Source organism: Dokdonia sp. Dokd-P16 (assembly GCF_003095655.1).
Lineage (GTDB): Bacteria > Bacteroidota > Bacteroidia > Flavobacteriales > Flavobacteriaceae > Dokdonia.
In genome coordinates this window covers 3273403-3299479 of the sequence record NZ_CP029151.1, presented here as the reverse complement: position 1 = coordinate 3299479, position 26077 = coordinate 3273403, and the positions used below count along the sequence as shown (strand labels likewise).

At 36.9% G+C, this 26077-nt stretch carries 14 protein-coding genes and 3 tRNA genes; 13 read left to right on the top strand and 4 right to left on the bottom strand.

Translation table 11 applies throughout. From position 1 onward, the window contains the following. Nucleotides 1-74: 74 nt before the first annotated feature. The 7 genes from DCS32_RS14655 (at nucleotide 75) to DCS32_RS14625 (ending at nucleotide 13422) form a co-directional block, all read left to right on the top strand. On the top strand, nucleotides 75-500 hold the full coding sequence (locus DCS32_RS14655) for a hypothetical protein (protein WP_108878956.1): 426 nt from the start codon (nucleotides 75-77) through the stop codon (nucleotides 498-500). Between the two features lie 19 nt (nucleotides 501-519). After that, nucleotides 520-3204 (top strand): DNA gyrase/topoisomerase IV subunit A, encoded by a 2685-nt coding sequence (locus DCS32_RS14650; protein ID WP_108878955.1) that lies wholly within the window; start codon nucleotides 520-522, stop codon nucleotides 3202-3204. A gap of 97 nt (nucleotides 3205-3301) precedes the next feature. Further along, nucleotides 3302-5062, top strand: coding sequence for a T9SS type B sorting domain-containing protein (locus tag DCS32_RS14645; RefSeq protein WP_108878954.1), 1761 nt, complete (start codon nucleotides 3302-3304; stop codon nucleotides 5060-5062). Nucleotides 5063-5272: 210 nt separating this feature from the next. Beyond that, nucleotides 5273-5361 (top strand) — tRNA-Ser (locus DCS32_RS14640). Nucleotides 5362-5432: 71 nt separating this feature from the next. Next, nucleotides 5433-5507: transfer RNA gene (locus DCS32_RS14635), tRNA-Pro, on the top strand. Nucleotides 5508-5521: 14 nt separating this feature from the next. Further along, a tRNA-Arg gene (locus DCS32_RS14630) sits at nucleotides 5522-5595 on the top strand. A 339-nt stretch (nucleotides 5596-5934) separates the two neighbouring features. Further along, the gene (locus tag DCS32_RS14625) at nucleotides 5935-13422 is read left to right on the top strand and encodes a T9SS type B sorting domain-containing protein (RefSeq protein WP_108878953.1); all 7488 of its coding nucleotides are present in this window, start codon (nucleotides 5935-5937) and stop codon (nucleotides 13420-13422) included. A gap of 374 nt (nucleotides 13423-13796) precedes the next feature. Here the strand turns inward: DCS32_RS14625 and DCS32_RS14620 are convergent, their stop codons facing one another. The 3 genes from DCS32_RS14620 to tsaE all read right to left on the bottom strand — a co-directional run bounded on the left by DCS32_RS14620 (nucleotide 13797) and on the right by tsaE (nucleotide 15129). Next, nucleotides 13797-14309 carry a hypothetical protein gene (locus DCS32_RS14620; protein ID WP_108878952.1) on the bottom strand — a complete coding sequence of 171 codons (513 nt, stop codon included), beginning with the start codon at nucleotides 14307-14309 and terminating at the stop codon, nucleotides 13797-13799. 22 nt (nucleotides 14310-14331) lie between these two features. Beyond that, nucleotides 14332-14460 carry a hypothetical protein gene (locus DCS32_RS16300; RefSeq protein ID WP_262497443.1) on the bottom strand — a complete coding sequence of 43 codons (129 nt, stop codon included), beginning with the start codon at nucleotides 14458-14460 and terminating at the stop codon, nucleotides 14332-14334. A 267-nt stretch (nucleotides 14461-14727) separates the two neighbouring features. Beyond that, nucleotides 14728-15129, bottom strand: coding sequence for a tRNA (adenosine(37)-N6)-threonylcarbamoyltransferase complex ATPase subunit type 1 TsaE (tsaE, locus tag DCS32_RS14615; protein ID WP_317047375.1), 402 nt, complete (start codon nucleotides 15127-15129; stop codon nucleotides 14728-14730). 752 nt (nucleotides 15130-15881) lie between these two features. Between tsaE and DCS32_RS14610 the strand changes: the two genes are divergently transcribed. Further along, a complete protein-coding gene (locus DCS32_RS14610) occupies nucleotides 15882-17723 on the top strand; it encodes a helix-turn-helix domain-containing protein (RefSeq protein ID WP_108878950.1) in 1842 nt (613 codons plus the stop codon). Between the two features lie 277 nt (nucleotides 17724-18000). After that, nucleotides 18001-19842 carry a helix-turn-helix domain-containing protein gene (locus DCS32_RS14605; RefSeq protein ID WP_108878949.1) on the top strand — a complete coding sequence of 614 codons (1842 nt, stop codon included), beginning with the start codon at nucleotides 18001-18003 and terminating at the stop codon, nucleotides 19840-19842. 99 nt (nucleotides 19843-19941) lie between these two features. Here the strand turns inward: DCS32_RS14605 and DCS32_RS14600 are convergent, their stop codons facing one another. Further along, entirely contained in the window at nucleotides 19942-21489 is a 1548-nt protein-coding gene (locus DCS32_RS14600) for a bifunctional response regulator/alkaline phosphatase family protein (protein WP_013752025.1), read from the bottom strand. Nucleotides 21490-21607: 118 nt separating this feature from the next. Between DCS32_RS14600 and DCS32_RS14595 the strand changes: the two genes are divergently transcribed. Genes DCS32_RS14595 through lpxA form a run of 4 tightly spaced genes read left to right on the top strand, consistent with a single transcriptional unit; the run spans nucleotide 21608 to nucleotide 26061 of the window. Further along, nucleotides 21608-22831: an HD domain-containing protein gene (locus DCS32_RS14595; RefSeq protein ID WP_410492543.1), complete on the top strand. Its 1224-nt coding sequence runs from the start codon at nucleotides 21608-21610 to the stop codon at nucleotides 22829-22831. Nucleotides 22832-22852: 21 nt separating this feature from the next. Further along, nucleotides 22853-23878, top strand: a complete 1026-nt coding sequence (lpxD, locus tag DCS32_RS14590; protein WP_108878948.1) for a UDP-3-O-(3-hydroxymyristoyl)glucosamine N-acyltransferase — start codon at nucleotides 22853-22855, stop codon at nucleotides 23876-23878. Beyond that, complete coding sequence (locus tag DCS32_RS14585; protein WP_108878947.1) at nucleotides 23871-25277, top strand: bifunctional UDP-3-O-[3-hydroxymyristoyl] N-acetylglucosamine deacetylase/3-hydroxyacyl-ACP dehydratase; 1407 nt, start codon at nucleotides 23871-23873, stop codon at nucleotides 25275-25277. The genes lpxD and DCS32_RS14585 overlap by 8 nt, the downstream gene beginning before the upstream one ends. A 1-nt stretch (nucleotide 25278) precedes the next feature. Then, nucleotides 25279-26061, top strand: coding sequence for an acyl-ACP--UDP-N-acetylglucosamine O-acyltransferase (lpxA, locus tag DCS32_RS14580; RefSeq protein WP_013752029.1), 783 nt, complete (start codon nucleotides 25279-25281; stop codon nucleotides 26059-26061). Nucleotides 26062-26077 lie beyond the last annotated feature (16 nt).

Genomic DNA, 26077 nt, shown 5'->3' with positions numbered 1-26077 from the left:
TGAATAAATAAAGATTGAGGCAACTATTATAAGTTTTTAAGCGTCTATAGTTATAGAACTTTAAAACAAGAAATATGATAAAGAGATTTACATTAATTGCAATGGTGAGTATTTTATTGATGGGGTGTGCCTCTGCAGTAATAAATACGGTAATGAAGATTAATACAGGAGAAGCAAAAAGATTTGCCAAAGCTGTGATGGGTGATGAACCAATTGAGTTTAGAAAATTTTCTGTGTCTAGCGATTTAAAGGAATATTTGAAAAGTGATGAAGGTATAGCTTATTATAAATCAATAAGAAATGAAGCTGGTACTTTAAAGAATATGAAACTAAAAAGTGTTAAAGGGACGACCTCAGATACTATGAACTATCGCTTTATCGCAAGTTTTAAGGAAAATGAAGACAAACGTGAAGTGCGAGTTCAGACCTATGGCGACCATAGATTCATAAATGTATTTGTAACGCCGTGGCAAGACACGATGGAACCATTAAAAAAGTAAGTGTTATTACAACCAATTAATGAGCGAAGAAATAAACGACCATAACGAAGACGAAGAATTAAATCCAGAAACACTTCCAGCAGAAGTAGTGGACGGTGGAGGAGAAAGCATCACTCGAGTTTCGGGGATGTTTGAAGACTGGTTTCTAGATTATGCATCTTATGTAATTCTAGAGCGTGCCGTTCCATCTATAGAAGATGGTTTCAAACCGGTACAACGTCGTATTATGCATGCTCTCAAGGAGCTTGATGATGGTCGCTATAACAAGGTTGCAAATGTGGTAGGTCACACGATGCAGTATCACCCTCATGGTGATGCGAGTATAGGTGATGCCATGGTGCAAATAGGGCAAAAAGATCTACTCATTGATACCCAAGGTAACTGGGGAAATATTCTAACAGGTGACCGCGCAGCGGCATCTCGTTACATAGAAGCAAGACTTACCAAGTTTGCACTTGATGTTGTCTACAATCCAAAAATTACAGAATGGCAAGCTTCATACGATGGACGAAAGAAGGAGCCGATAAATCTACCAGTAATGTTCCCAATGTTGCTAGCATCTGGAGCAGAAGGTATTGCTGTAGGTTTGAGTACAAAGGTACTTCCTCATAATTTTATAGAACTAATAGATGCTTCTATCAAGCATCTTAAGGATAAGAAATTTACATTATATCCAGATTTCCCTACAGCAGGTATAGCCGATTTTACTGACTATAAAGATGGATTACGAGGTGGTAGAGTACGTTGTAGAGCGCGTATAAGTCAGCAGGATAAAAACACGCTCGTTATTACTGAGTTACCTTTTGGGCAGACTACTACATCGCTTATAGATTCTATTCTTAAAGCAAACGACAAGGGTAAGATTAAGATTAAAAAAATAGAAGATAATACTTCTGCAAACGTAGAGATATTAGTACATCTTCCTGCTGGAATCTCACCAGATAAAACAATTGATGCATTGTATGCATTTACAAATTGTGAGACTTCTATATCACCGCTTAGTTGTGTTATAGAAAATAATAAACCACTCTTTGTGGGAGTAACAGAGATGTTACGTCGCTCAACAGACCGTACAAAAGATTTATTAAAAGCAGAACTTGAGATTCAGTTAGGTGAGTTTGAAAACCAATGGCATTATGCTTCACTAGAGCGTATTTTTATTGAAAATAGAATTTACCGTGACATTGAAGAGCAAGAAACTTGGGATGGTGTAATTAAGGCAATTGATGACGGTTTAAAACCACATATAGGTCATCTAAAAAGAGCGGTTACTGTTGAGGATATCACAAGACTAACGGAGATACGTATAAAACGTATTTCTAAGTTTGATATAGACAAAGCACAACAGAAGATAGATGCATTAGAGGATCAAATCACTCAAGTAAAATATCACCTAGATAATCTTACGCAATATGCGATAGATTATTTCACAAGATTAAAAAAGGACTACGGCGAAGGAAAAGAACGCAAAACAGAGATTAAAATCTTTGATGATATTCAAGCAGCCAAGGTAGTATTGAGAAATACGAAACTTTATGTAAACCGTGAAGAAGGATTTGTGGGAACATCTCTTAAAAAAGATGAGTATGTAACCGATTGTTCTGATATAGATGATGTAATTGTATTTACAAAGTCTGGAACGATGATGGTGGTAAAGGTGGAGTCTAAAACCTTTATAGGTAAGGATATTTTGCATGTCGCTATTTTCAAGAAAAAGGATAAGCGTACAACATACAATATGATTTACAGAGCAGGTAATGGATTACCTACGTACGTTAAGCGTTTTAACGTTACCTCTGTTACGCGTAATAATGATTATAAGCTTGCTGGAGACCAGAAAAGCGCTCAGGTACTTTATTTTAGTGCAAACCCTAATGGAGAAGCAGAACTAGTTACGGTATACTTGAGAGCAGTTGCCTCTATAAAGAAGCTCCGATTAGAAATAGACTTTGCAGATGTAATTATAAAAGGCCGATCTTCCAAAGGTAACATCGTTTCTAAAAATGCAGTTAAATCTGTAGAGCTTAAAGAAAAAGGGTTATCTACGCTTAAACCACGTAAAATTTGGTTTGATAATACGGTACAGCGTCTTAACCTAGATGAGCGCGGAGATCTTCTGGGTGAATTCCGTCCAGATGACCGTTTATTGATTATCAATCAGCATGGTAATGTGCGCACGATTATTCCAGAAGTGACTCATCATTTTGATGAAGATATGATTGTGTTAGAAAAATGGAATCCGCAAAAGCCTATTACGGCTATCTATTGGGACGGTAATAAAGATCGTTATTACGGTAAGCGTTTTCTTATAGATACTCCAGATAAAGAAGAAACATTTATATCTGATCATGAGAATAGCGTGCTAGAGCTTGTCTCTACCGACTGGCGACCAGTAGCCGAAATGATATTTTACAAGCAGCGAGGTAAGGAGGCTAAGGAAAATGAGATTGTATCCATGGAAGACTTTATAGCTGTAAAAGGTATAAGTGCCCTAGGTAATACGTTTTATACAGAAAAGCTTAAAGGTGTAAACTGGATGGAGTCTTTACCTTATGAGGAGGTAGAAGAGGAAAAAGAAAATATTGAAGTGGTAGGTGAGGAAGAAGTAATTCCAGAAAAGAGTTCTTCTCAACCCGTAAAAAAAGCAGATGGTGAAGTAGGCAACGATGATGATGATTCTGAGTCGCAAACCTCTTTATTTTAGATTTTAATTGATTTAAAATCACACCTATTTTTCCTACAAGATGCTTTAACGACTAGTCAGTATATTTGATAGGTCTTTATTTTGAAAACTTTGTGGAATGAACTTGAGCTGTAAAGAGAGTTGCCTTCGGTTCTATTTAATAGGACTGTTTTGTGTTTTTCACGTTTTCGCGAAAGCGGCCGTTCAAGACACCAGCTGTGCTTTGCTTATTTCTCCAGCTCAAGGAGAAACCAATGTTTCTGTAATTGCCCCAATAAGTTTTGAGCCAGTAGCAGGAGCAGTTAATTATTTTATAGACTTAGGTACTACTGCAGGAGGTGCAGACATACTCAATAATTTTAGTGTAGGTATTTCAGCGAGTTTTAATCCTCCGCAGGGAATGCCAGAAAGTACAATCATCTACATTACGATCCGAGCCTTTTTTGTAAGTGGCTCGCAGTCATGCAATAGTCAGTCTTTTACTACGGAAGATGTTACCGTTATTCCGTCCTGTACGCAAGCAAGTTTTCCAGTAAATGGAGCAGTAGACGTTTCTTTAAACACTACAATAAGTTGGCCTTATGCGCCTAGAGCTACGGGCTACATTATAAATATAGGTACTTCACCTGGAGGAATCGATGTCGTAAGTGCCCAGAATTTAGGTAATACTTTGACGTATAATAACGATGTAAATTTTGAACCTGATACGACGTATTTTGTTACCGTGATAGCATATAATGAGAATGGACAAGCCACAGGTTGTGCAGAGACCTCATTTACTACAGAAAATATTGCTACGGAAATACCAGACTGCACCCAACTTATAGCGCCAGCAGATGGAGCAACTGAAGTTGCACTCACACCAATACTTGAATGGCCAGCAGTGACTAATGTAGAGGGTTATCTTATAAGAATAGGTACAACACCCGGAGGATCAGACGTACTTGCAAATACAGATATTGGTCTAGCTACATCTACAGCCGTACTTGACTTTCTTGAAGGAACTTTATACTTTGTAACCATAACACCTTTTAATGCTGCTGGAGAGGCACAAAATTGTACGCAAACAAGCTTTACGACCACCTATGGTTGTGGCCCTTACACAGATGGAATTACAGGTGAAATGGTTGATTTAAATCCCATAATTGATCTCGCCGAAAATTATGAGATTTGCAGAGATAATGCTCCATTAATCCTGAGCTATCTAGAACCGTATGAGCGCATTGTGTGGAGTACAATAAGTGATGGTGAAATGGTGAGTATATCATCAGACGCTCTAGTTACAATCAATACCTCAGGAGTATATATGGTGGAGGTGAGTACAGAAACAGTTATTGATTCTGGAATTATTATTTGTACAGCAACCCACTCGTTTGAGGTTTCTATAATTGATCCTCCTATCATTGATAACTTAGTGATTTCAAATCAAGGAAACACAGTAAACGTTCTTGTAGAATTAGAAGAGGAAGGTGATTTTGAATATTCTAGCACTAGTGAGAATGGCCCTTATCAATCTAGTCCATTACTTACAAATATTGATGCGACAGATATTCAGGTTTATGTAAGAGACCGCAACGGTTGTGGCTTGGATAGCAGGCGTATCAAACCTGACCCGGGATTTCCAAAATACTTCACTCCTAATGGAGATGGTGTTAATGACACTTGGCAAGTGAGGGGAGTAGTAATACGTGGAGAGACAGTTACGAGTATAGAAATTTACGACAGGTTTGGAAAGCGTCTCAAGACTATTTCTCCTTATGGTCAAGGTTGGGATGGAAACTATCATGGTAAAATGCTTTTTGATAATGGATTTTGGTATAAGGCAAATACCCTTTCAAACGTGACGTTTACTGGATATTTTGCTTTGAGAAGGTATTGATGAATACCGCTTTCGCGAAAATGTGATTTTTTTTAAATTATTTTATTGGCAATAATTAGAGGTGAGTATCTGATTTTTAATTGAATAGAATAGCACTGTATATAATCTTTATTTTTTTTTGAATTAAAGTTGAAATTATTCTTGTTTTCTTCTATTTGTTGATGTAAATTTGCATCCGCTTACAACAAGCAAGTTCATTATTTTATTAAAGGAGAGGTGCCTGAGTGGCCGAAAGGAGCGGTTTGCTAAATCGTCGTAGGTGGAAACACTTACCCAGGGTTCGAATCCCTGTCTCTCCGCAAGTCATAACAAAACAGATGAGTAACCATCTGTTTTGTTATTTAAAGATTTATACACTTAGTGTATATTTCGGGGTATAGCGTAGCCCGGTTATCGCGCCTCGTTTGGGACGAGGAGGTCGCAAGTTCGAATCTTGCTACCCCGACTTATTGTTGATTAGGGCTCTTAGCTCAGCTGGATAGAGCACCTCCCTTCTAAGGAGGCGGTCGCAGGTTCGAATCCTGCAGGGCTCACATCACTTTAAAAACCACATTCTTTTTAGAATGTGGTTTTTTTTTGGATTGATTTTAATTAAATAACTCTTTTTATCACAATATGAGGATATCCTCTTATTTATAGCTCGATGTTTTTATATATTCGAACCTTAAAATCAATAGCTTAGATATTTTTAGTATTCTCAATAATTATGAGAATTAATTTTCAATGTTTGTTATGGATTTTATAATCTCAACTGTTCTATAATACAGAATAGTGAAAGTAAATTATTAATTACATACTGAAGGTTTTGAAAATCTCAATCTAGACTCATGCGCTAGATATTTTTTCTGTTTTTAAATTTCAAGCATTTTTATATGAGAGTATTTTTACTAGCTATTATTTTATTTTTTTCTTGTTACAATAGTTTATCAGCGCAGAGTATAGCTGTAAATAATCCAGTTTATCCAGAATCTGCTTTTACTGCAGAAGAGCTTATCCAAAATGTTCTAATAAGCGGATCTTCATGTGCAGAAGTAGCGCTTACTAATTTTCAAGAAAACCCTGGAGGAGCTACAAACCCAAGTGAAAAAAGCTGGGGTTACTTTAATGCAAATGGTTCTAATTTTCCTTTTCAAGATGGGATTATTTTGACCTCTGGTTTTTCTAGACTTGCAGAAGGTCCTAATAATGATGGAGGTGGTAATAGTGCAGGTGGCTGGAATGGAGATACTGACCTTCAAACGATTTTAGATAACTTATATGGAACCGTCGCAGTCACTAATGATGCCACTGTATTTGAATTTACTTTTTCTTCAAATATAGACACCGTAGATTTCGAATTTATTTTTGCTTCTGAAGAATATGAAAATGAATTTGAGTGTGATGATAATTTTAGAGATGGCTTTGCTTTTTTAGTAAAAGGTCCAGGAATTCCAGATGACTCGGGTACTGCTTTTGGAGGTACTAATATTGCCGCTATACAAGGATCTTCAAATGTTGCTGTAAGTACAGCAACAATACATTTAGATCCTACGCAAGATGCCATCAATGGATTTTTATGCGGTTCAGAGGACTTAGGTGTAAATTATTTTCCAGAATTGTATGTAAGTAATTCTAATGATAATCTTAATGATATCCCTACTCAGTTTGATGGATTGACTACAGTATTGACCACAACGACAGTAGCAATAGTACCTAATGAAACGTACACGCTCAAAATGGTAATTGCAGATCGTTCTGATAACGGTTTTGACTCAGCTGTGTTTTTGCGTGGTGGTAGTTTGAGTTTGGGTGTAGATATTGGAGCAGATCAAGTTGGTATTAATTTCAATGCTGCTTGTGAAGGAGAGACTATAACGCTAGATGCAACAGATAATACAACTGCAACTACAACATTTGAGTGGCAACAATTTAATACTACAACTAGTATGTTTGAGCCGTTTGTACCGGCTCAAGTTAATGGAACGCTCGATGTAATGGTTAATGGTCAATACAAAGTTTTTGTAGATACTGGAAGTGGTTGTATAGGTGAGGATTCAGTAGCGATAGAGTTTGCGTCTGCTATGTATAATGATCCTATGGATATTATGGTTTGCGATGATCCATCTGGCGATGGAGTTGAAGTATTTAATTTAAATGATCAGTTACCCGCTATTATCTCAGGCCAAACAGATGTAATGGTTACATTTCATACGCTTCAATCGGATGCAGAAATGGATATAAATGACATATCTAACCCAGGGGCTTATACAAACACAAGTCCATCAGAAGAGATTTTTGTCCGTATAGAGACCATGCTAAGTTCAAATTGTTTTGAAGTAGGTTCGTTTGTAATATCTGTAAGCGACCAAACTGTAGCAAATGATCCTGGGCCATTTTTAGTTTGTGACGATGCTACAGATGGAGACGATACTAATGGAATTACTGTTTTTGATTTATCTAGTATTACGGATACTATTTTAGGAGTTCAAGACCCTTTTTTATTTAATGTGAGCTTTCATAGTGGAGGTGTAGATGCTAACAATAATGACAATCCTTTACCACTCGCTTACACTAATTCTAATGCCGGCGGAGAAACTATTGTAGTACGCGTGGAAAATAATAGTGATGTAAATTGCTTTGCTACTAGAAATATTTCACTTGTGGTAGGTGAGCTCCCAGTCCTAACCACGCCAGTAACTTTACGTCAGTGTGATGATGATACAAATGGTGTTACGACTTTAAACTTAACACAGTCACAAAGCGAGTTGAGTACAAATTCAGCTAACGAGACCTTTACTTATGTAGACGCTTCTGGCACACCTATAACTGATCCAACGGCTTATGTAAATAGTGGTTCTCCTTTTAATGAGGCTATTGCTGTGACTGTTACAAATCTAGATGGATGTTCACGAGAAGGCGTCATCAATGTGGTTGTGAGTGCTTCTCAAATTCCAACAGGAACACTCTTCGCAGATGAGATTGAGTGTGATACCGATAGTGATGGTATTGCTGTATTTGATTTCTCTGGAGCTACCGCTACGATAGAAACATTTTTCTCACCACAGGTAGTATCTGTTGCTTATTACGAGACAGAACAAGAAGCCTTATCTGAGATTAATCCTATTACGGATATAGCTGCTTATAGCAATAATCCGTTATTTACAAATGCTGGTGGTGTGCAAGATATTTGGGTTCGTGTAGAGGCAGATACAGATAATGGATGTGTAGGTCTTGGAGAGCACGTGAGACTCACCGTCACTCCCAACCCAACATTCCTACCTACAATCAGTAGTATTGAGACTTGTTCTGCTGTAGCCAATGCAGCTACTTTTGATTTAACGCAGAATGTAGCGGAGATCACTGGTGGAGATGCAGATTTAGAAGTTACTTTTTACGAGAGTATTGCAGCTTATACAGCAACACCTCCAGTAGCGATTGCAAGTCCTGCATCTTTTTCAAACAGTAGTAATCCTCAAACTATTTTCTATAGTTTAAGAAGTACGAGTAGCACGTGTACGACGTTTGATACTGCGATGAATTTTGAGATTATTGTGAATCAGAACCCTGTGGCTATCACGCCATCTGAGCTTCAAGTGTGTGATGATGATGGTGTAGCAGATGGATTTACAACGGTTGATCTTTCTCAAAAAGATGCAGAAATCACCAGTGGTTTTAATGCAAATCTTACGGTAACCTATCACTTGGACGCTGCTGGCGCTGCTACTGGCGATACAAGCATTCCAGATAGCACGATGTTTACCACCACGAGCAATCCTCAGGTTGTAGGAGTTCGTGTGACTAATAATACAACAGGTTGTTTTTCAACGACGAGTATGAGCATCCGTAGTTTCCCAGTACCTGTGGCCGTCACTCCAGCCGACTATGAGGCTTGTGATGATGATAATGATGGTGTGTTTGACTTTTTTGTGCTTTCTTCTAGAGATGCTGAAATTACTGGTGGAGACACTAGTTTGAGTGTTGCTTACTATCTCACCCAAGCAGATGCAGATAATGCGCCTGTAGGTCAAGAACTGGACGCAGCAATGTATATCAACAACGACCCTTTTGAGCAAATAGTTTTTGCTCGTGTATTTAATGCGATAGGTTGTTATGACACGACACCACTTACCCTGAGAGTACTTAATACTCCGATGCCTAATGAAAATGCAACTCCTTTTGCACTGTGTGATGATAATAGCGACGGACTACAGATTTTTGATTTAAGTACACAGGTAGTAAATATTTTAGGAAGTTTAGACCCTGCAACTCACAGCGTGGAATGGTTTTCTTCTCTCGCTTCCGCGGAAAATGGAACGCCTGCCATCGCAGCTCCTACCGCTTACACCAGTAACACGGCAATCGTTTTTGCAGTAGTTACAGATACGGCGCAACCAACGACCACGGCTACTTTTTGTAGTAATATAGCGACCCTTTCCCTTATTGTGAATCCGCTGCCTACACCGGTACAACCTGCCGAGTATGAGCTTTGTGATGATTTAGAGAGCGGTAGTGATACCGATGAGTTTGCAAGTTTTGATTTGCGTAGCCGTGATGATGAGATTACTGGCGGTAATAATGACTGGGCAGTGAGTTATCACCTTACCCAAGGCGATGCCGATGCAGGGACACCTGTTCTTCCAGATGTATATCAAAACACCGTAATGGCTAACCAAACCATCTTTGCTAGAGTAGAGAATATCGTAACTAGTTGTTTTGAAACCACCACACTTACTTTAGTGGTAAACCCATTACCATCACCTACCACTATTGCAGCGGTAGAAGAATGTGATACCATGGCAAATGATGGTGATGCAGATAATGATGGAGATGCAGTATTTGATCTTACAGGCCAAGTAACTACAGATATTATTAATGGAGAGACGTTTATGTCACTCACTTTTCACGAGACACTCGCTTCCGCGGAACTGGGAAGTCCATCGATAGCAACTCCGGCGGCTTATGAAACAGCATCTAGAACAATATATGTACGAGCAACCGATACGGACCCGGCAACAGCAACACAGTGTTACCGTGTTATCGAACTAGCACTTACTGTACAACCAGCACCTGTACTTCCTACAGTAATCCCAGATTTAACCTCTTGCGATGATAATGTAGATGGACAAGCGCTTTTTGATCTTACTCAAAATGATGCAATTGTTCTAGGAACACAAACCACTGCTGATGTTACTTTAACGTATCATGAAACGCTGGCTAGCGCAGAGGCGATGGTAGGAAGCGCAAGTGATATGCCAGTTGCAGATCCGCTGAACTACTTAGCAAGTGCGCCAATCACGCCAATCTGGGTGCGTCTAGAAAATACAACTACAGGATGTACGGTCGTTGGCACTTTCAATCTAAACATAGCGATGATTCCAGCAATCACACCTCCTGGAGTTTTTGAGGAGTGTGATAGCGCAGGAGCACTGGTAGGCACCGATACTGATGGGATTACAAGTTTTGATTTAACGAGCCTTGATACTTTAATCACTGGAGGAGACACCACTTTAAGTGTTAGCTATTATGAGTCGCAAGCCGACTTAGATGCTGGAGCAACTAATGCGATAACGACCCCAACAGCCTATGTAAATACAGGCATGAGTCCGCAGACTATTTTTATCTTAGTTACAAGTGATCAGGCAGGAATGTGTGGTGCTCAAACTACGGTAGACCTTCAGGTGAATCCGCTGCCAGTAATTGGAGAACCTTTACCAGCAGCAGTTGCTTGTGATGAAGATAATGACGGCTTTGGAGCTTTTGACTTGCAGCAGTATAATGACGACTTACTAGCAACAGTAACAAACATAGACTTACGTTTTTATGAAACACTAGATAATGCAACGGCAGATACAGGCGCAGGTCAGATAGATATTACGGTTCCTTATAATAACATCTCAGGGATGACTTCGTTGTATGTAGTTGCACAAGATACAGACGCTACCACAGCCACAAGTTGTACGAAGATTTATGAGTTTGAGCTTATAGTATTCCCTATTCCAGAACTTCCTACAACCCTTGAAACTCTTGCAGCATGTGATGATAATAATGATTTAATGGAGGTTATTGACCTTACTCAAAATGAGGCTGCGATTATAGGAACGCAAGATCCAGCAATCCTTGTTATTACTTACCATAATACACAAGCAGATGCCGATTTGGGAATCAATCCAATTGTAAACCCTACCGCTTATACAGCAACGCAGATAGCACCACTAGAAACTATCTGGGTACGCTTACAAGTAAGTGACGGCTCTCCAAATATATGTGCTGCCATCGGTTCCTTTGAGATATCGGTAGAGACACCACCTACGGCAAACCCGAATGGTGACGAGCTAGACCTTATGATTTGTGATGATGATACAGATACCTTTACGGTGTTTGATTTGAGCGTAAACCAAGCCAGTCTCACTGGTGGTGATCCGCTGCTTACGGTAGTGTATTATGAGAGTCTTACTGCTTTGAATGCAGGAACTCCTATTGTAGATCCTTCGGCGTACACAAATGTTTTAAATCCTCAGACCATCCAGGCAGTAGTATCAAGCCCAGCAGGGTGTAGTGATGGAACGACCTTTAATATTGAAGTGTTACCACTGCCAACGCCAAATACCAATCCAGATGCACTAGAAGTATGTGATACGACTACAGATATTGATACTGATGGTGACGGGGTGATTGATGCAGGTTCAGGTTCGGCAACAGATGGTTTTGAAATATTTGATTTAACAGCTGCTATCACGCAGATTGCTGGAGCAGAACCGGTGAATATAACGGTGTATACAGAACTCGCTTTCGCGGAAGCGAACCCAGAAGACACCACGCTCGCCATTGCAGATGTGACTGCGTTTATCAATACGGTGACTGGCAACCAAACATTATACGCAAGAGTGGAACGTGATGTGCCAGGAAACAGTGACTTGGATAGCGACGGAAATCTATGTTTTGTAGTCGTTCCTTTTGAAGTAGTGGTAAATCCGCTACCGATCTTGGCAGCAGCTGGACCGGTAGATTATACCTTCTGTGAAGAATTTGATGGTGATGACGCGATGGGAAGTGTAGATCTTACAACCCTCGCAGATTTGGCTGGACTACTTGCGGCGCCGCAGGTAACCAGTGATTTTATCATTACTTACCATGAACTAGAAGTGCAAGCGGCAGCAAATGAAGCAGCGCTTAGCTCGCCATACACGGTGGCAGATAATCAAGAATTATTTGTGCGCATTGAAAATGCGACCACAGGATGCGTGAATTTTACCAGCATCATCTTTACGGTAGAATCACGTCCAGAGGTATTTCCAGCTGATAATATCGTGCAATGTGCAGACGATTTTGGAGTAAATATCGCACCAGAGCAGAGTACGGCAACTTTTGATCTTACTCAGCAAAACGCTGTTATCACTGGAAACGTAGCAGCAACTTCCGTGAGTTATTACACCAGCCTTGCAGATGCCCAGGCAATGGTCAATGCGATTGCTACTCCTAGTGCTTTTGAAAACACCATAAATCCTCAGGTGATTTATGCTAGAGCGGTAAACACTGCAAGTGGCTGTGAAAGTAGCACGGTAGTAGATTTTGAGATATTTGTACAACCGTTACCATACACCAATTTAACTAATGAAGGCGGACAGATTTGTGTAGATGAGATTACAGGCCAAGCGCTTAATCCGTTTACCATTGATGGTACGGTGGAGAGTCCACAGATTGGGGTGACTTATAGTTATGCATGGACACGTGATGGTGCATTAGTATCCTTAAACCCTGAGGTGACTATTGATTCTGCAGGGACGTATCAAGTGATGATTACCGCTACTTATGGAGATGGTACAAGCTGTGATTATGTGGCAGAAGCGGTGTATAGCGCAGAGAGCGCACCTGTTTTTGAAGCGGTCGTTGTAGAATCTTCTTTTAACAATAGCGGATTATACACGGTAGAAGTCATTAATATCACAGGAGCAGATGCTAGTTCAGAATATGAGTTTGCCATAGATGATGGGCCGTTCCAGAGCAGTACTACTTTTACAGGAGTAACACTGGGAACACACACTGTTTTTGGAAGACTAGCCAGTGGTAACTGTAGCGTATCAGAAGTAGAGATAGGGATAATTGACTACCCACGATTCTTTACACCAAACGCAGATGGTTTCCACGATACATGGAATATCATAGGACTGGGAGTAGCACCAAACTTAAATGCAAAGATCTTCATCTTTGATAGATACGGAAAACTCTTAAAGCAGATCAGCCCAGTAGGTGCTGGATGGGACGGTACCTTTAATGGACAGCCTATGCCATCAAACGATTACTGGTTCCGCGTAGAGTTTACAGAAGTAGATGAGGAAGGAACACAAAGAACCGTAAACGGACACTTTACGTTGAAGAGATAAGCAAAGCATGCATTGATTACAAAAAGCCCTCAGTATGTGTTACTGGGGCTTTTTTGTGTATTGATATTTAGGATAGAAATAATCAGTTATCTGCTAAGCAATCTTAGCGTTTAAACAAGCTTTAGCTCTATGTAATTCTTGGATACCGTTTAATTTTTTGCGTGAGGGATAGCAGTGGTTACCCTGCAGTGTTGTGAAGCGATAGCGTAGCATCACGAAGCGTATAAACGTAAAGCCCGGTCACTAGACTTCAAGAATGAAATGAAAGAAGGATAGGGGTACGCCCTGATAAAAAGAAAGAGGTTTATTAAATGTTTGTTAGATAGTAATAACTGAGACATTATTGTAACATGAAACTTTGATGATCCTACGGACTAATCATCTAGCTCTTCGTCATCTACTTCATCATCACCTACCTCGGGAATATTAAGTGGAGAGTCTGCAGGGATTTTTACAATTTTCCCATTCCAGCGAACACGCTTTAATTCTTGATCTAAATCTACTCCATATAAGCGATCGAAAATTTTGGTTCTAATAGTGTAGGATAATGCAGCGACTATTGCTATTATAGGTATAATTAATACTAATTCACCAGTATCGATAAATTTTAAATCATCATTTAATATATTAAAAATTTGAAACACATACATAGATATGGGTACTAGTATAACATGATACCACCAATGTTTACATGTAAAAAACCAAATAAATAAAAGGAAAAACGGAACAATCTTACCAAATAAAACCCAAGCTAGTGTGTGTATGCTTCCGTAATAATTACTTTGAATCGTACCAAAAACAGAGGATTCCCAAGACTTTACGTCTGGGAATCCTTGGTATGCATAAAATAATAGAGGTGACAGCATTATAACTAAGGCTGTAAACATACTGATAGAAAGTATACGTCTCTTATCCGTATGTTGGTACTTTAATTTTACTTTTTTCGATTGCTTGTTCTGCATCTTGAGTATGAACTGTGTACGATAATGCTGTTGCACCAGCGATCACTAGTGCTAAAAATAAAGCTTTAATTTTCATAATTTAGAGTGTTTTGAGTAATGATTTGTTGTTGCAAACATCACCCTAATCTCTCAAAATATTGCTAATTAATTTTTTATGTATATTCGCGCCCGTTTTGAAAAAAAAGGCACCCAGTATTATATATGTACGGTTTAAGGGGTTATCTATTAAATTCTTTAATTTCGTTTAAAGGTTTTAACCTTTGTTTTTTGCCTTTGTTAAAAAAAGCTTAAAGAGAAAATTCCTACAATGCAAAATAATCACTTTAACATTTTTTTAACATATCTAATGTAAGGTTAATTGTCTTTTACTTGCACCTATTGTGCTAATCGTAATCTTTTGTGCTTTTAATGGTAAAAAGGAGGTGATTTTTTCTGGCCATTCAATAAAAATCCAATCTCCTTGAGTTAAATATTCTTCAAAACCGAGATCCAAAGCCTCTTCTTCTTTTTCTAGTCTATAAAAATCAAAGTGGTATAACAGTTCGTTATTATCAGAAATATATTCGTTAACAATTGAAAAGGTAGGGCTACTAGCAGTCTCCTGTACTCCTAATTGTTTTGCAAGCGATTTTACAAGTGTAGTCTTTCCTGCTCCCATTTCTCCATAAAAGAGAAGGATATTACTTTTTGAAGAAGAGATTATTGTTTTTGCAATATGCTCAATTTCAGACAAATTATAAATCATCTGCATTAGTGGGGTATTTAAGGGTGTTGCGAAGATAAGAAAATCTTAAAGTTTTAAGATTTTAAATTATAAAAGTAGTCTTTATATGCCTTTAAACGATAATTTCTCGCTTTTCTAGGGAAATATACTTAAATATATAATTATTGGAGTGGTGTCCTTGATTCAAAAAGACAGAAAGAAAAATAATATAAATAGAGAGGTTGTGGTAAGAGGTGTGTAGGTCTAAAATAAAAATCGATGTCAACCTATAAATAGGTTTGAAGAATGTATTGAAAATATATTCTCCCTAATTACTAGTTAAAGTGCAAACCCCTAAAATGTAATTTCAAACTAGTTGTTAAACACCGATTTTAATTCTTCTTACTTGTAAGACTATAATTTGTGTTGGATGAAACACTAAATGATGTAAGTCCGTTTTTTGATTGATGAATATATAGTTATTTTGTAACTAACTATATTGATGATTAGGAGTGTAAAAGTCAGCTATACTTAAGAGAATATCTAGAGTTGTGTAGGAACATTCATAAATTTTCGTTTTAAATTTATGATTTTTCCCATATTTATGAATCTTCCCTTCAATTCTTCGTTTTTTAAGGGTGGCTGTCATAAAATTGAGGAATTTAGTAGTCATGAGATTTAATAATAGGGATATAAACTTTAACTTGCAGCCCGCTTAAATTAGCCTAAAACCATTTTTAATATATAAGGAGTAAGATTTTTCTTAGAAAATAGTGCTCCCAATCGTTTCCTTAATGATTACAAAGTCCCCTTTATTTATAGTAATCTTTATGTGCTCTTTGTTCTCTATAAGTGCACAAGAGCTTCCATATCTATCAGATATTGCTGTACCTGATTCTATAGCTGTAAAAAGTTACCTTGTATTAAGAACTGAATTTTTTGCTCTTTTTAATGAATGTAAAACTTCGGTTGATTCATTGGCACTTGAATTAAAAGGAAAGGAACTTGTAAGACGGGCTACATTAAGTAGAAACAAGTCCGATGTAGCTAAATTCTATTTGACTTTAGAAAATTTAAGAGATGGTGATTATGATATACTTGAATATATACTTGAGTATACAAGAACTAATGAGTTAGATGATTCCTACGAAGGAGGGTTGTTGCAAAAAGCTATTGCTCTTTACTATGATCAGCGAATTAAAGAGGCTTTAGCAGTAGCAGAAGAAGCGTATAGATTTTCTGAAAAAACTCAAAATATATCTAATAAATGGGTTTTAAAAAGTCTTATTGGTAATCTACAAGTTGATTATGGTAATGTTTCTAGTGGATTGCAACATTTAAAAGAGGTAGAGTCTATTTATATAACAGGAGAGGTTCAAACAATACACCCTTACAATACAGATAGCTATAATAAAGATGTGCTGGCATCTATTAGGTATTCCATAGCAAAGACATATTTTGAAATTGATAGTCTTGATGAGGCAGATGATTATATTGAAAAAGTTAGGATATATGCTGAATCAGTAGGAAATAAAGATCATTTAGATTATTACCTTGGTTTAAAAGCAGGAATACTAATCAAACAAAAGAGATATTTAGAAGGGTTAGATGTAACCAATCAATATATTTCTAATGATCTAAAAAAAAGTGATCAGGAGTTGTCTCATTCTTATGCCATGCAGGGTATTGCATATGAAGGGTTGAATTTAGACGAAAAAGCAATTACTTCTTTCCTTACCGCTGACAGCCTTTTTGTTTCAGCAGGATCAGATTATTATTTTGATGAGCTCAAGCATACATTCAAATACCTACTGAATCATTATAAGAAAGAAGGAAATACAAACAAGCAAATAGAATATCTTAATAAAATGATTTCCTATGAGGAATCAGTAGGTAGTATTAAAGAATCTATAAGCAATGGTGTATCGACTATGTATACAATCCCAGAGCTTACAGCTGAGAAGGAACTTTTAATAAGTAAGCTAGAAAAGGAAAAGTTAACAAGTAATGCCGGTGTTATTCTATTTTTAATCTTGAGTTGTATAGCAGTCATCGTAGCGATATTTCAACACAGAAAAAGACTTACTTATAAAAAGAGGTTTGATAATCTTAAAGTGACGCTTGAGAAGCGTATTAAAAGTGAGGTGTCATCTCCTATAAAAACTACTAGTACGAATAAGACAACTATAAATAATTCTACACTCCAATTAAAATCTACACAAACAGATAAAATTAAAGCTGGTCTCAAAACTTTTGAGGACACATTAATGTTTACAGAAGAAAATATCACGCTTAAGAGTCTCGCTCTCCAAGTAGGTACTAATTCTTCATATCTGTCTAAGTATATTAATGACAAGAAATCAGAGAATTTCTCTGTTTATATCAATGACTTGCGTATTAATCATGTACTTAAATTGCTCTATAGTTCTGAAAAAATAAGAACGTACACAGTAAGTGCTCTTGCAAGAGAGGTTGGTTTTTCTAATTCAAAATCTTTTTCAAACCACTTTAAACGTATTACTGGGCTTTCGGTGACTTATTTTATAAAAAATCTTGAGGATATTAAGGCGGCTCCAGCAAAAGAAAAGGGTGATAATGTGATTGATTTTTTAGAGCGAATTAATAAAACGGGGTAAGCAGTTTTTCAATCCAGTTATATGTCCCGTCCTTAAATAGCGATACACTAAAATCTCCTTTTAAATCTATGGCTGTTTCCATTTTTATAAGAATACCTTTTAATTTTCAGTATTTTAAGGGTGCCAATCATAAAATTGAGGAATTTATTAGTCATGAGGTTTAATTATAGGGATATAACGATTAACTTGCATCCCGCTTAAATAAGCCTAAAACCATTTTTAACATATATAGGAGTAAGATTTTTCTTAGAAAATAGTACTCCCATTCGTTTCGTTAATGATTATAAAGTCCCCTTTATTTATAGTAATCTTTATGTGCTCTTTGTTCTCTATAAGTGCACAGGAGCTTCCATACCTATCAGATATTGATGTTCCTGACTCTATATCTGTAAAAAGTTATCCTGTATTGAGAGCTGATTTTTTTACTCTTTTTAAAGATGATATGACATCAGTTGATTCATTGGTACAAGAATTAAAAAGCAAGGAACTTATAAAGCGAGCAACACGAAGTAAGAATAAATCTGATATTGCTAAATTTTATCTTGTTTTAGCTGAATTGAGAAATAATGATTTTGATTTATTTGATTATATATTAAATTTTACTGAAGAAAATAATTTGCTCGTTTTGTATGAAACAACACTGTTAAGTAAGGCAATATCATATTATTACAATGATCAAATCGATATGTCTTTGCAGTTAGCGGAAGAGGCGTATAAATATTCTGAAGAATCCGGAAATTTATCTAACAAATGGACTTTGAAGAATTTTATTGGGGTATTACAGATAAATTATGGAAATGTAAGTCGCGGTATTTCAAATTTAAAGGAAGTAGAGTCTATTTACACCACTGGAAAAGTTAAGAATATTCACATTTACAGTAGTGATTCTCAGAATAAGAATATTCTTGCTTCCGTTAGATATTCTATTGCATCTTCTTACTTTGATATAGATAGTCTAGATGCTGCAAGCGATTATATAGAAAAAGTGAAGATTTATGCTGATACTGACAATGATAAAGAATATCAGAACTCTTACTTAGGGCTTAAAGGGGCTATTTTAATCAAACAAAAAAATTACCTAAAGGGGTTAGAATTAACCAATCAATATATTTCTAATGACTATGAAAAAGCAGATGATGAGTTGTCTCATTCTTTTGCCATGCAAGGAATAGCCTACGAGGGGTTAGATTTAAAAGAAAAGGCGACTACTTCATTCCTTATCTCTGATAGCCTTTTTGTAGCAGCAGGATCTGATTATTATTTTACTGAGCTCAAGCATACATTCAAATATCTACTTAATCATTATAAGAAAGAAGGAAATACTAACAAGCAAATAGAATACCTAAATAAAATGATTGCTTATGAGGAATCAGTAGGTAGTATTAAGGAATCTGTGAGTAATGGTGTCGTGTCTATGTATACTATCCCAGAGCTTACAGCCGAGAAGGAGCTTTTAATAAATAAACTAGAAAAAGAAAAGTCAACAAGTAATGCTGGTGTTATTCTATTCATAATCTTGAGTTGCATAGGAGTCATCGTAGCGATATTTCAATACAGAAAAAGACTTATTTATAAAAAGAGGTTTGATAATCTCAAAGTGGCGCTTGAGAAGCGTATTAAAAGTGAGGTGTCATCTCCTGTAAAAACTACTAGTACGACTAAGACAGCTATAAATAATTCTACACCGCAATTAAAGTCTACACAAACAGATAAAATTAAAGCTGGTCTCAAAACTTTTGAAGACACATTAATGTTTACAGAGGAGAATATCACGCTTAAGAGTCTAGCTCTCCATGTAGGTACTAATTCAACATATCTGTCTAAGTATATTAATGACAAGAAATCAGAGAATTTCTCTGTTTATATTAATGACTTGCGTATTAATCATGTACTTAAATTACTCTATAGTTCTGAGAAAATAAGAACATACACAGTGAGTGCTCTAGCGAAGGAAGTTGGTTTTTCTAATCCAAAATCTTTTTCAAACCACTTTAAACGTATTACTGGCCTTTCGGTGACTTATTTCATAAAAAATCTTGAGGATGTTAAAGAGCCTCCTGAGAAAGATAAGGATGATAATGTAATAGATTTTCTAGAGCGAATTAATAAAACGGGTTAAGCAGCTCTTCGAGAACATATACAACCATAAAAAAAACCACAGCTTATATTGCTGTGGTTTTGTTGTTTGTGGTCACGCTTTCGCGAAAGCGTAACATTTCTATTTAGGTTCAAGCACGACAAAAGGAATCACCATTTCTTCAAGGCTTACGCCTCCATGCTGGTATGTATTTCTATAATAACTTACGTAGTGATTAAAATTATTAGGATATGCAAAGAATAGGTCTCCCTTTGCAAATATGAATGAGCTACTCATATTAATAGTAGGTAGGTGTATCGTGCGAGGATCTTCGGCAGCGAGTACATCCTTATTTTCGTACGTGAGACTTCTACCTGTTTTATAACGCAGGTTGAGACTAGTATTCTTATCACCTATAACTTTAGATGGATTTTTGACATTAATGGTACCGTGATCTGTAGTAAGTATAAGCTTCATGCCTAGCTCTTGCGCTTGCTGTATCATCGTGAGTAACGGTGAATTTTTAAACCAACTTTCTGTAAGTGACCTGTAAGCCTTGTCATTACTAGCTAGTTCTTTGATTACTTCCATTTCTGTTTTAGAATGAGAAAGCATATCTACAAAATTGTAAACGACTACCGTAAGATCATTATTTTTCTGAGATTTAAAATTATCGGCAAGTTTTTTACCATTTTTTAAGTTGGTGATTTTATGATATTCCCAGCTTAGGTCAAGACGTAGTCTTTTAAGTTGTGCCTCAAGAAAATCTGCTTCGTGCATATTTTTTCCTCCCTCATCTGTATCATCAAGCCATAAGTCTGGATGCTTCTTTTTCATCTCTTCTGGCATGAGTCCAGAAAATATAGCATTACGAGCATACTGAGTTGCCGTAGGTAAGATGCTGTAATAAGGTTCTTCTTGTACTTTTTTATAATGCGCATTAAGGTGAGGCTCAAAAGCCTTCCATTGATCATAGCGCATGTTATCTATGACAATGAATAGGGTAGGACTACCTTTTTTAAGGTGTGGTTGTACCTTGTCTTTAAATAAGGTGTGAGACATCGTAGGTCCCTCATAGCCGTTAAACCAATCTGGGTAATTTTTATCAATAAATTTACAAAACTGATTATTTGCTTCAGATTTTTGAGATTCTAATATCTCAAACATTCCTGTATCTTCTATGCCTTCAAGCTCCATCTCCCAGTAAATAAGCTTTTGGTAAAGCTCAGACCATTCTTCAAAGCTGTTTACCATAGATAAATCCATGGCAATCTTGCGGAATTCTTGCTGGTACGAAGAGGTGGTTTTTTGACTTATTAACCTACTATGATCAAGATTCTTCTTTAAACTCAGTAATATCTGGTTAGGATTTACCGGTTTAATAAGGTAGTCTACTATTTTAGAGCCTATCGCTTCCTCCATAATATACTCTTCTTCACTTTTAGTAATCATGACAACAGGAACATTCTCCCGTTTATTTTTGATTTCGCTTAGTGTTTCTAGACCCGATAGTCCAGGCATATTCTCATCAAGAAAAATGATGTCAAAGTTTTGCTCATCTATCATTTCTACAGCTTCGGCGCCATTATCACAGGTAGTTACGCTATAATTCTTCTTTTCAAGAAATAAAATATGTGGCTTAAGTAAGTCAATTTCGTCATCTACCCAAAGTATTTGTATGTTGCTCATATAATTAGTTAAGTATGTTAGTTTTTAAGAGGCTCCTTGTTTGCAAGGCGAAACCTTATATTTGTATGTAATACGCTTTCGCGAAAGCATAAAAAATAGAAATCCAAAATTTTTAATATTGAGGTCTCCCAAAGTTACAATTATTAACGACCCTATTTATGGGTTTATTACTATACCTAATGGTGTAGTCTTTGATTTGATACAGCACAAATATTTCCAAAGACTACGACGCATCACGCAGATGGGATTGTCATATCTTGTATATCCTGGAGCGCATCACACACGTTTTCAGCACGCGATAGGATGTCTGGGCGTTATGCAGAAAGCCATCAAAGTCCTTGAAGACAAAGGCGTTGAGATATCACCTGAAGAAAAAGAAGGTGTGTTTATAGCAATCTTACTTCACGATATAGGTCATGGTCCTTTCTCTCATGCTATGGAACATAGTATTGTAGAGGGTGTAAGTCATGAGCACATTTCTAGCTTATTTATGGAGGCTCTCAATACGGAGTTTAACGGAAGTTTAACGCTGGCAATAGAAATCTTCAAGGGGTCATATCATCGCTCTTTTTTAAATCAGCTGGTTTCTGGTCAGTTAGATATGGATCGTACCGACTATTTAAAACGTGATAGTTTTTATACCGGAATGGCCGAGGGTAACATTAATACGGAGCGTATCGTTGCGATGCTTAACGTGATGGATGATAAGCTTGTAGTAGAAGAAAAGGGTGTCTATACCGTAGAGAAGTTTCTTGTCGCTAGAAGGCTCATGTACTGGCAGGTGTACCTGCATAAAACAGGTATTGTAGCAGAGCAATTAATAACGAGAGTACTCAAGCGTGCAAAAGAGCTCTCTCATGATGGTGTTATACTATCTTCTAGTAAACCTTTACAATATTTTTTACAACATAGAATAGATAGTGATACCATTAAAAAGAGTCTAGATACGTTTGCTCAGCTAGACGATTATGATATTATTTCTGCTATGAAAGAATGGTGTTTTCATGACGATTTTGTGCTTTCTGAGTTGTCTAAGGCGATTATAAATAGAGATCTTTTAAATGTAAAAATTAAAAAGAAACCATTTGTAGCGTCTAAGCTTGAGCAACATAAGTCCTTATTAATGGAGGAATTTAATATAACAGAACATGAGGCATCATACTTTGTGTTTACAGGGACTATATCAAACCAAGCTTATAATTATGAGAAAGGTGGAATCAATATTCTTCTCAATAGTGGGAAGATTGTAGATGTGGTAAAAGCAAGTGATCAATTAAGTCTAAAGTCACTTACAAAAGAAGTAGTTAAAAACTATCTCTGTTACCCAAAACCTAAACGTTAATTTTTCCTATTTTTGTCATCCATGAAATTTACCGCAAATCAAATCGCAGGAATACTAGAAGGAACTATAGAAGGTAACCCGGATGTAGAAGTGTCAAAGCTTGCAAAAATAGAAGAAGGGATCCCAGGGTCTCTAACATTCTTAGCAAATCCTAAGTATACATCATTTATATATACTACAGAGGCAAGTATAGCCATTGTAGGTAATGACTTTGAACCAGAACAACCCGTGAAGCCTACGCTTATACGAGTAGAGGATGCTTATAAGTCATTTTCAAAATTACTAGAATATTACAATCAAGTAAAACTCAATAAATCTGGAATAGAGCAGCCTTGCTTTATTTCTGAAACAGCTACTTATGGAGACGGACTGTATCTAGGAGCTTTTTCATATCTAGGAGAGAACGTAACTATTGGGAATAATGTAAAAATTTATCCTAACGTTTACATAGGAGATAATGTAACTATAGGAGACAATTGTGTACTTTTTGCAGGATCTAAAGTGTATTCTGATTGTGTTATAGGTAACACGGTCTACATACACAGTGGTGCCATTGTAGGTGCAGATGGTTTTGGCTTTACTCCAAATGAAAAAGGAGAGTATAGTAAAGTACCACAAACAGGAAATGTAATTATAGAAGATCACGTAGATATAGGAGCAGGAACTACCATAGATCGTGCAACATTAGGATCTACTGTGATTAGAACAGGTGTTAAACTTGATAACCAGATTCAAATTGCACATAATGTAGAGATAGGTTCTCATACAGCTATTGCTGCACAAACAGGTATTGCTGGTTCTACAAAAATTGGAAAGCACTGTCTTATAGGTGGGCAAGTAGGTATCTCTGGACACCTAACCATAGGTGATAATGTGCGTATACAAGCACAATCTGGAATAGGAAGAAATATAAAGGATAATGAAGTGCTGCAAGGATCTCCATCATTTAATTATGCTGATTGGAATCGTTCTTACGTACACTTTAAAAATTTACCAAAAATTGTACAAACGGTAAACGAATTAAAAAAACAACAAAATAATGAGTAACGCTAAAGCACAACAACGTACGATAGCTAAAGAAATAAGCTTAAAAGGTGTTGGTCTGCACACAGGTGCAGATGTACTAATGACCTTTAAGCCAGCTCCAGAAAATCACGGGTATAAATTTAAACGCCTTGATCTTGAAGGAGAGCCAGTACTAAATGCAGATGCTTCTCTTGTAACTAATACACAACGAGGAACAAACCTTGAAAGAAACGGCGTTTCTATTCAAACTACAGAGCACGTACTTGCTGCTTGCGTAGGACTTGAAATAGATAACCTTCTTATTGAACTCAATGCTTCTGAGCCTCCTATTATGGATGGCTCTTCAAAGTTTTTTGTAGAAGCACTAGAGGAAGCAGGGATTCTAGAGCAGGATGCTATACGAGATGAATATATCGTTAAAGATATTATCACTTATCTAGACGAAGAGTCTGGGAGTGAGATTATTTTAATGCCGGCAGATGAGTATCAAGTTACTACTATGGTAGACTTTGGTACTAAAGTGCTAGGTACTCAAAATGCAAGCATACAGCATATCTCACAGTTTAAGGAGGAAATTTCAGATAGTAGAACATTCAGTTTCTTACATGAGATAGAGATGTTGCTTGAGCATGGCCTCATTAAAGGAGGAGATCTCAATAATGCGATTGTATATGTAGATAAGGAATTATCTCCTAGTACAATGGAAAAATTGAAGGTAGCCTTTAATAAAGATGATATCGCTGTTAAGCCTAACGGCATACTAGATAACCTTACTTTGCACCATGCTAATGAAGCAGCACGTCATAAACTACTTGACGTAATAGGAGACTTAGCACTAGCAGGTACAAGAATACGAGGGAAAATCATTGCAAATAAGCCTGGGCACTTTGTAAACACACAGTTTGCAAAGAAACTTCAGAAAATTATTAAGAATGAACGTCGTAATTATGTTCCAGATGTAGATTTGCATGCAACTCCTGTAAAGGATGTAAATCAAATCATGGAGATGTTACCTCACAGACCTCCATTTTTGCTTGTAGATAAGATTTTAGAGCTTACAAAAGAGCATGTGATTGGAGTGAAAAATGTAACAATGAATGAACCATTCTTTGTGGGGCATTTTCCTGGATCTCCGGTTATGCCTGGCGTACTTCAAATAGAAGCAATGGCTCAAACGGGAGGTATTTTAGTTTTAAGTACCGTTCCAGATCCAGAAAACTATCTTACTTATTTACTTAAAATAGATAAAGTAAGATATAAGCATCAGGTAGTACCTGGTGATACACTTATTTTCAAATTAGACCTAATGTCACCTATACGTAGAGGAATCTGCCAGATGCAAGCTCGCGCTTATGCAAATGGTAAACTTGTCTCAGAAGCCGAAATAATGGCACAAATAGTAAAAGTAAAAAATCTCTAGTATGAATCAGCCATTAGCATATGTGCACCCAGGTGCAAAAATTGCAAAGAATGTAGTTATAGAACCATTTACAACGATACATAATAATGTTGTTATAGGTGAGGGTAGCTGGATAGGATCTAATGTGACTATTATGGAAGGTGCGCGTATAGGGAAGAACGTAAGTATCTTTCCAGGTGCAGTAATCTCTGCAGTACCACAAGATAAAAAATTTAATGACGAGGATACCGTTACAATCATTGGCGATAATACAACCATACGTGAGTGTGTGACTATTAACCGTGGTACCTCAGATCGTATGAAAACTCAGGTAGGAAACAATTGTTGGATTATGGCATACTGCCATATTGCTCATGATTGTATCGTAGGTGATAATTGTATTTTTTCTAATAACAGTACGCTTGCTGGGCACATTACTGTAGGTGACTACGTGGTACTAGCTGGTATGGCTGCAATACAGCAATTTTGTACGATAGGAAGCCATGCATTTGTAACTGGTGGGTCACTAGTACGTAAGGATGTGCCACCTTTTGTAAAGGCTGGTCGTGAGCCATTAAGTTACGTAGGGATTAACTCTATAGGACTACGTCGCCGCGGATTTACAACAGAAAAAATACGTGAGATCCAGGATATATTCCGCATCTTATATCAGAAAAATTATAACAACTCTCAGGCTGTTGCAATTATAGAAGCAGAGATGGAAGCTACTCAGGAACGTGATGAGATATTGCAATTTATACGTAATTCTCAACGCGGTATTATGAAAGGATACTTCAATTCATAAGTTTTCTTTTACGCTT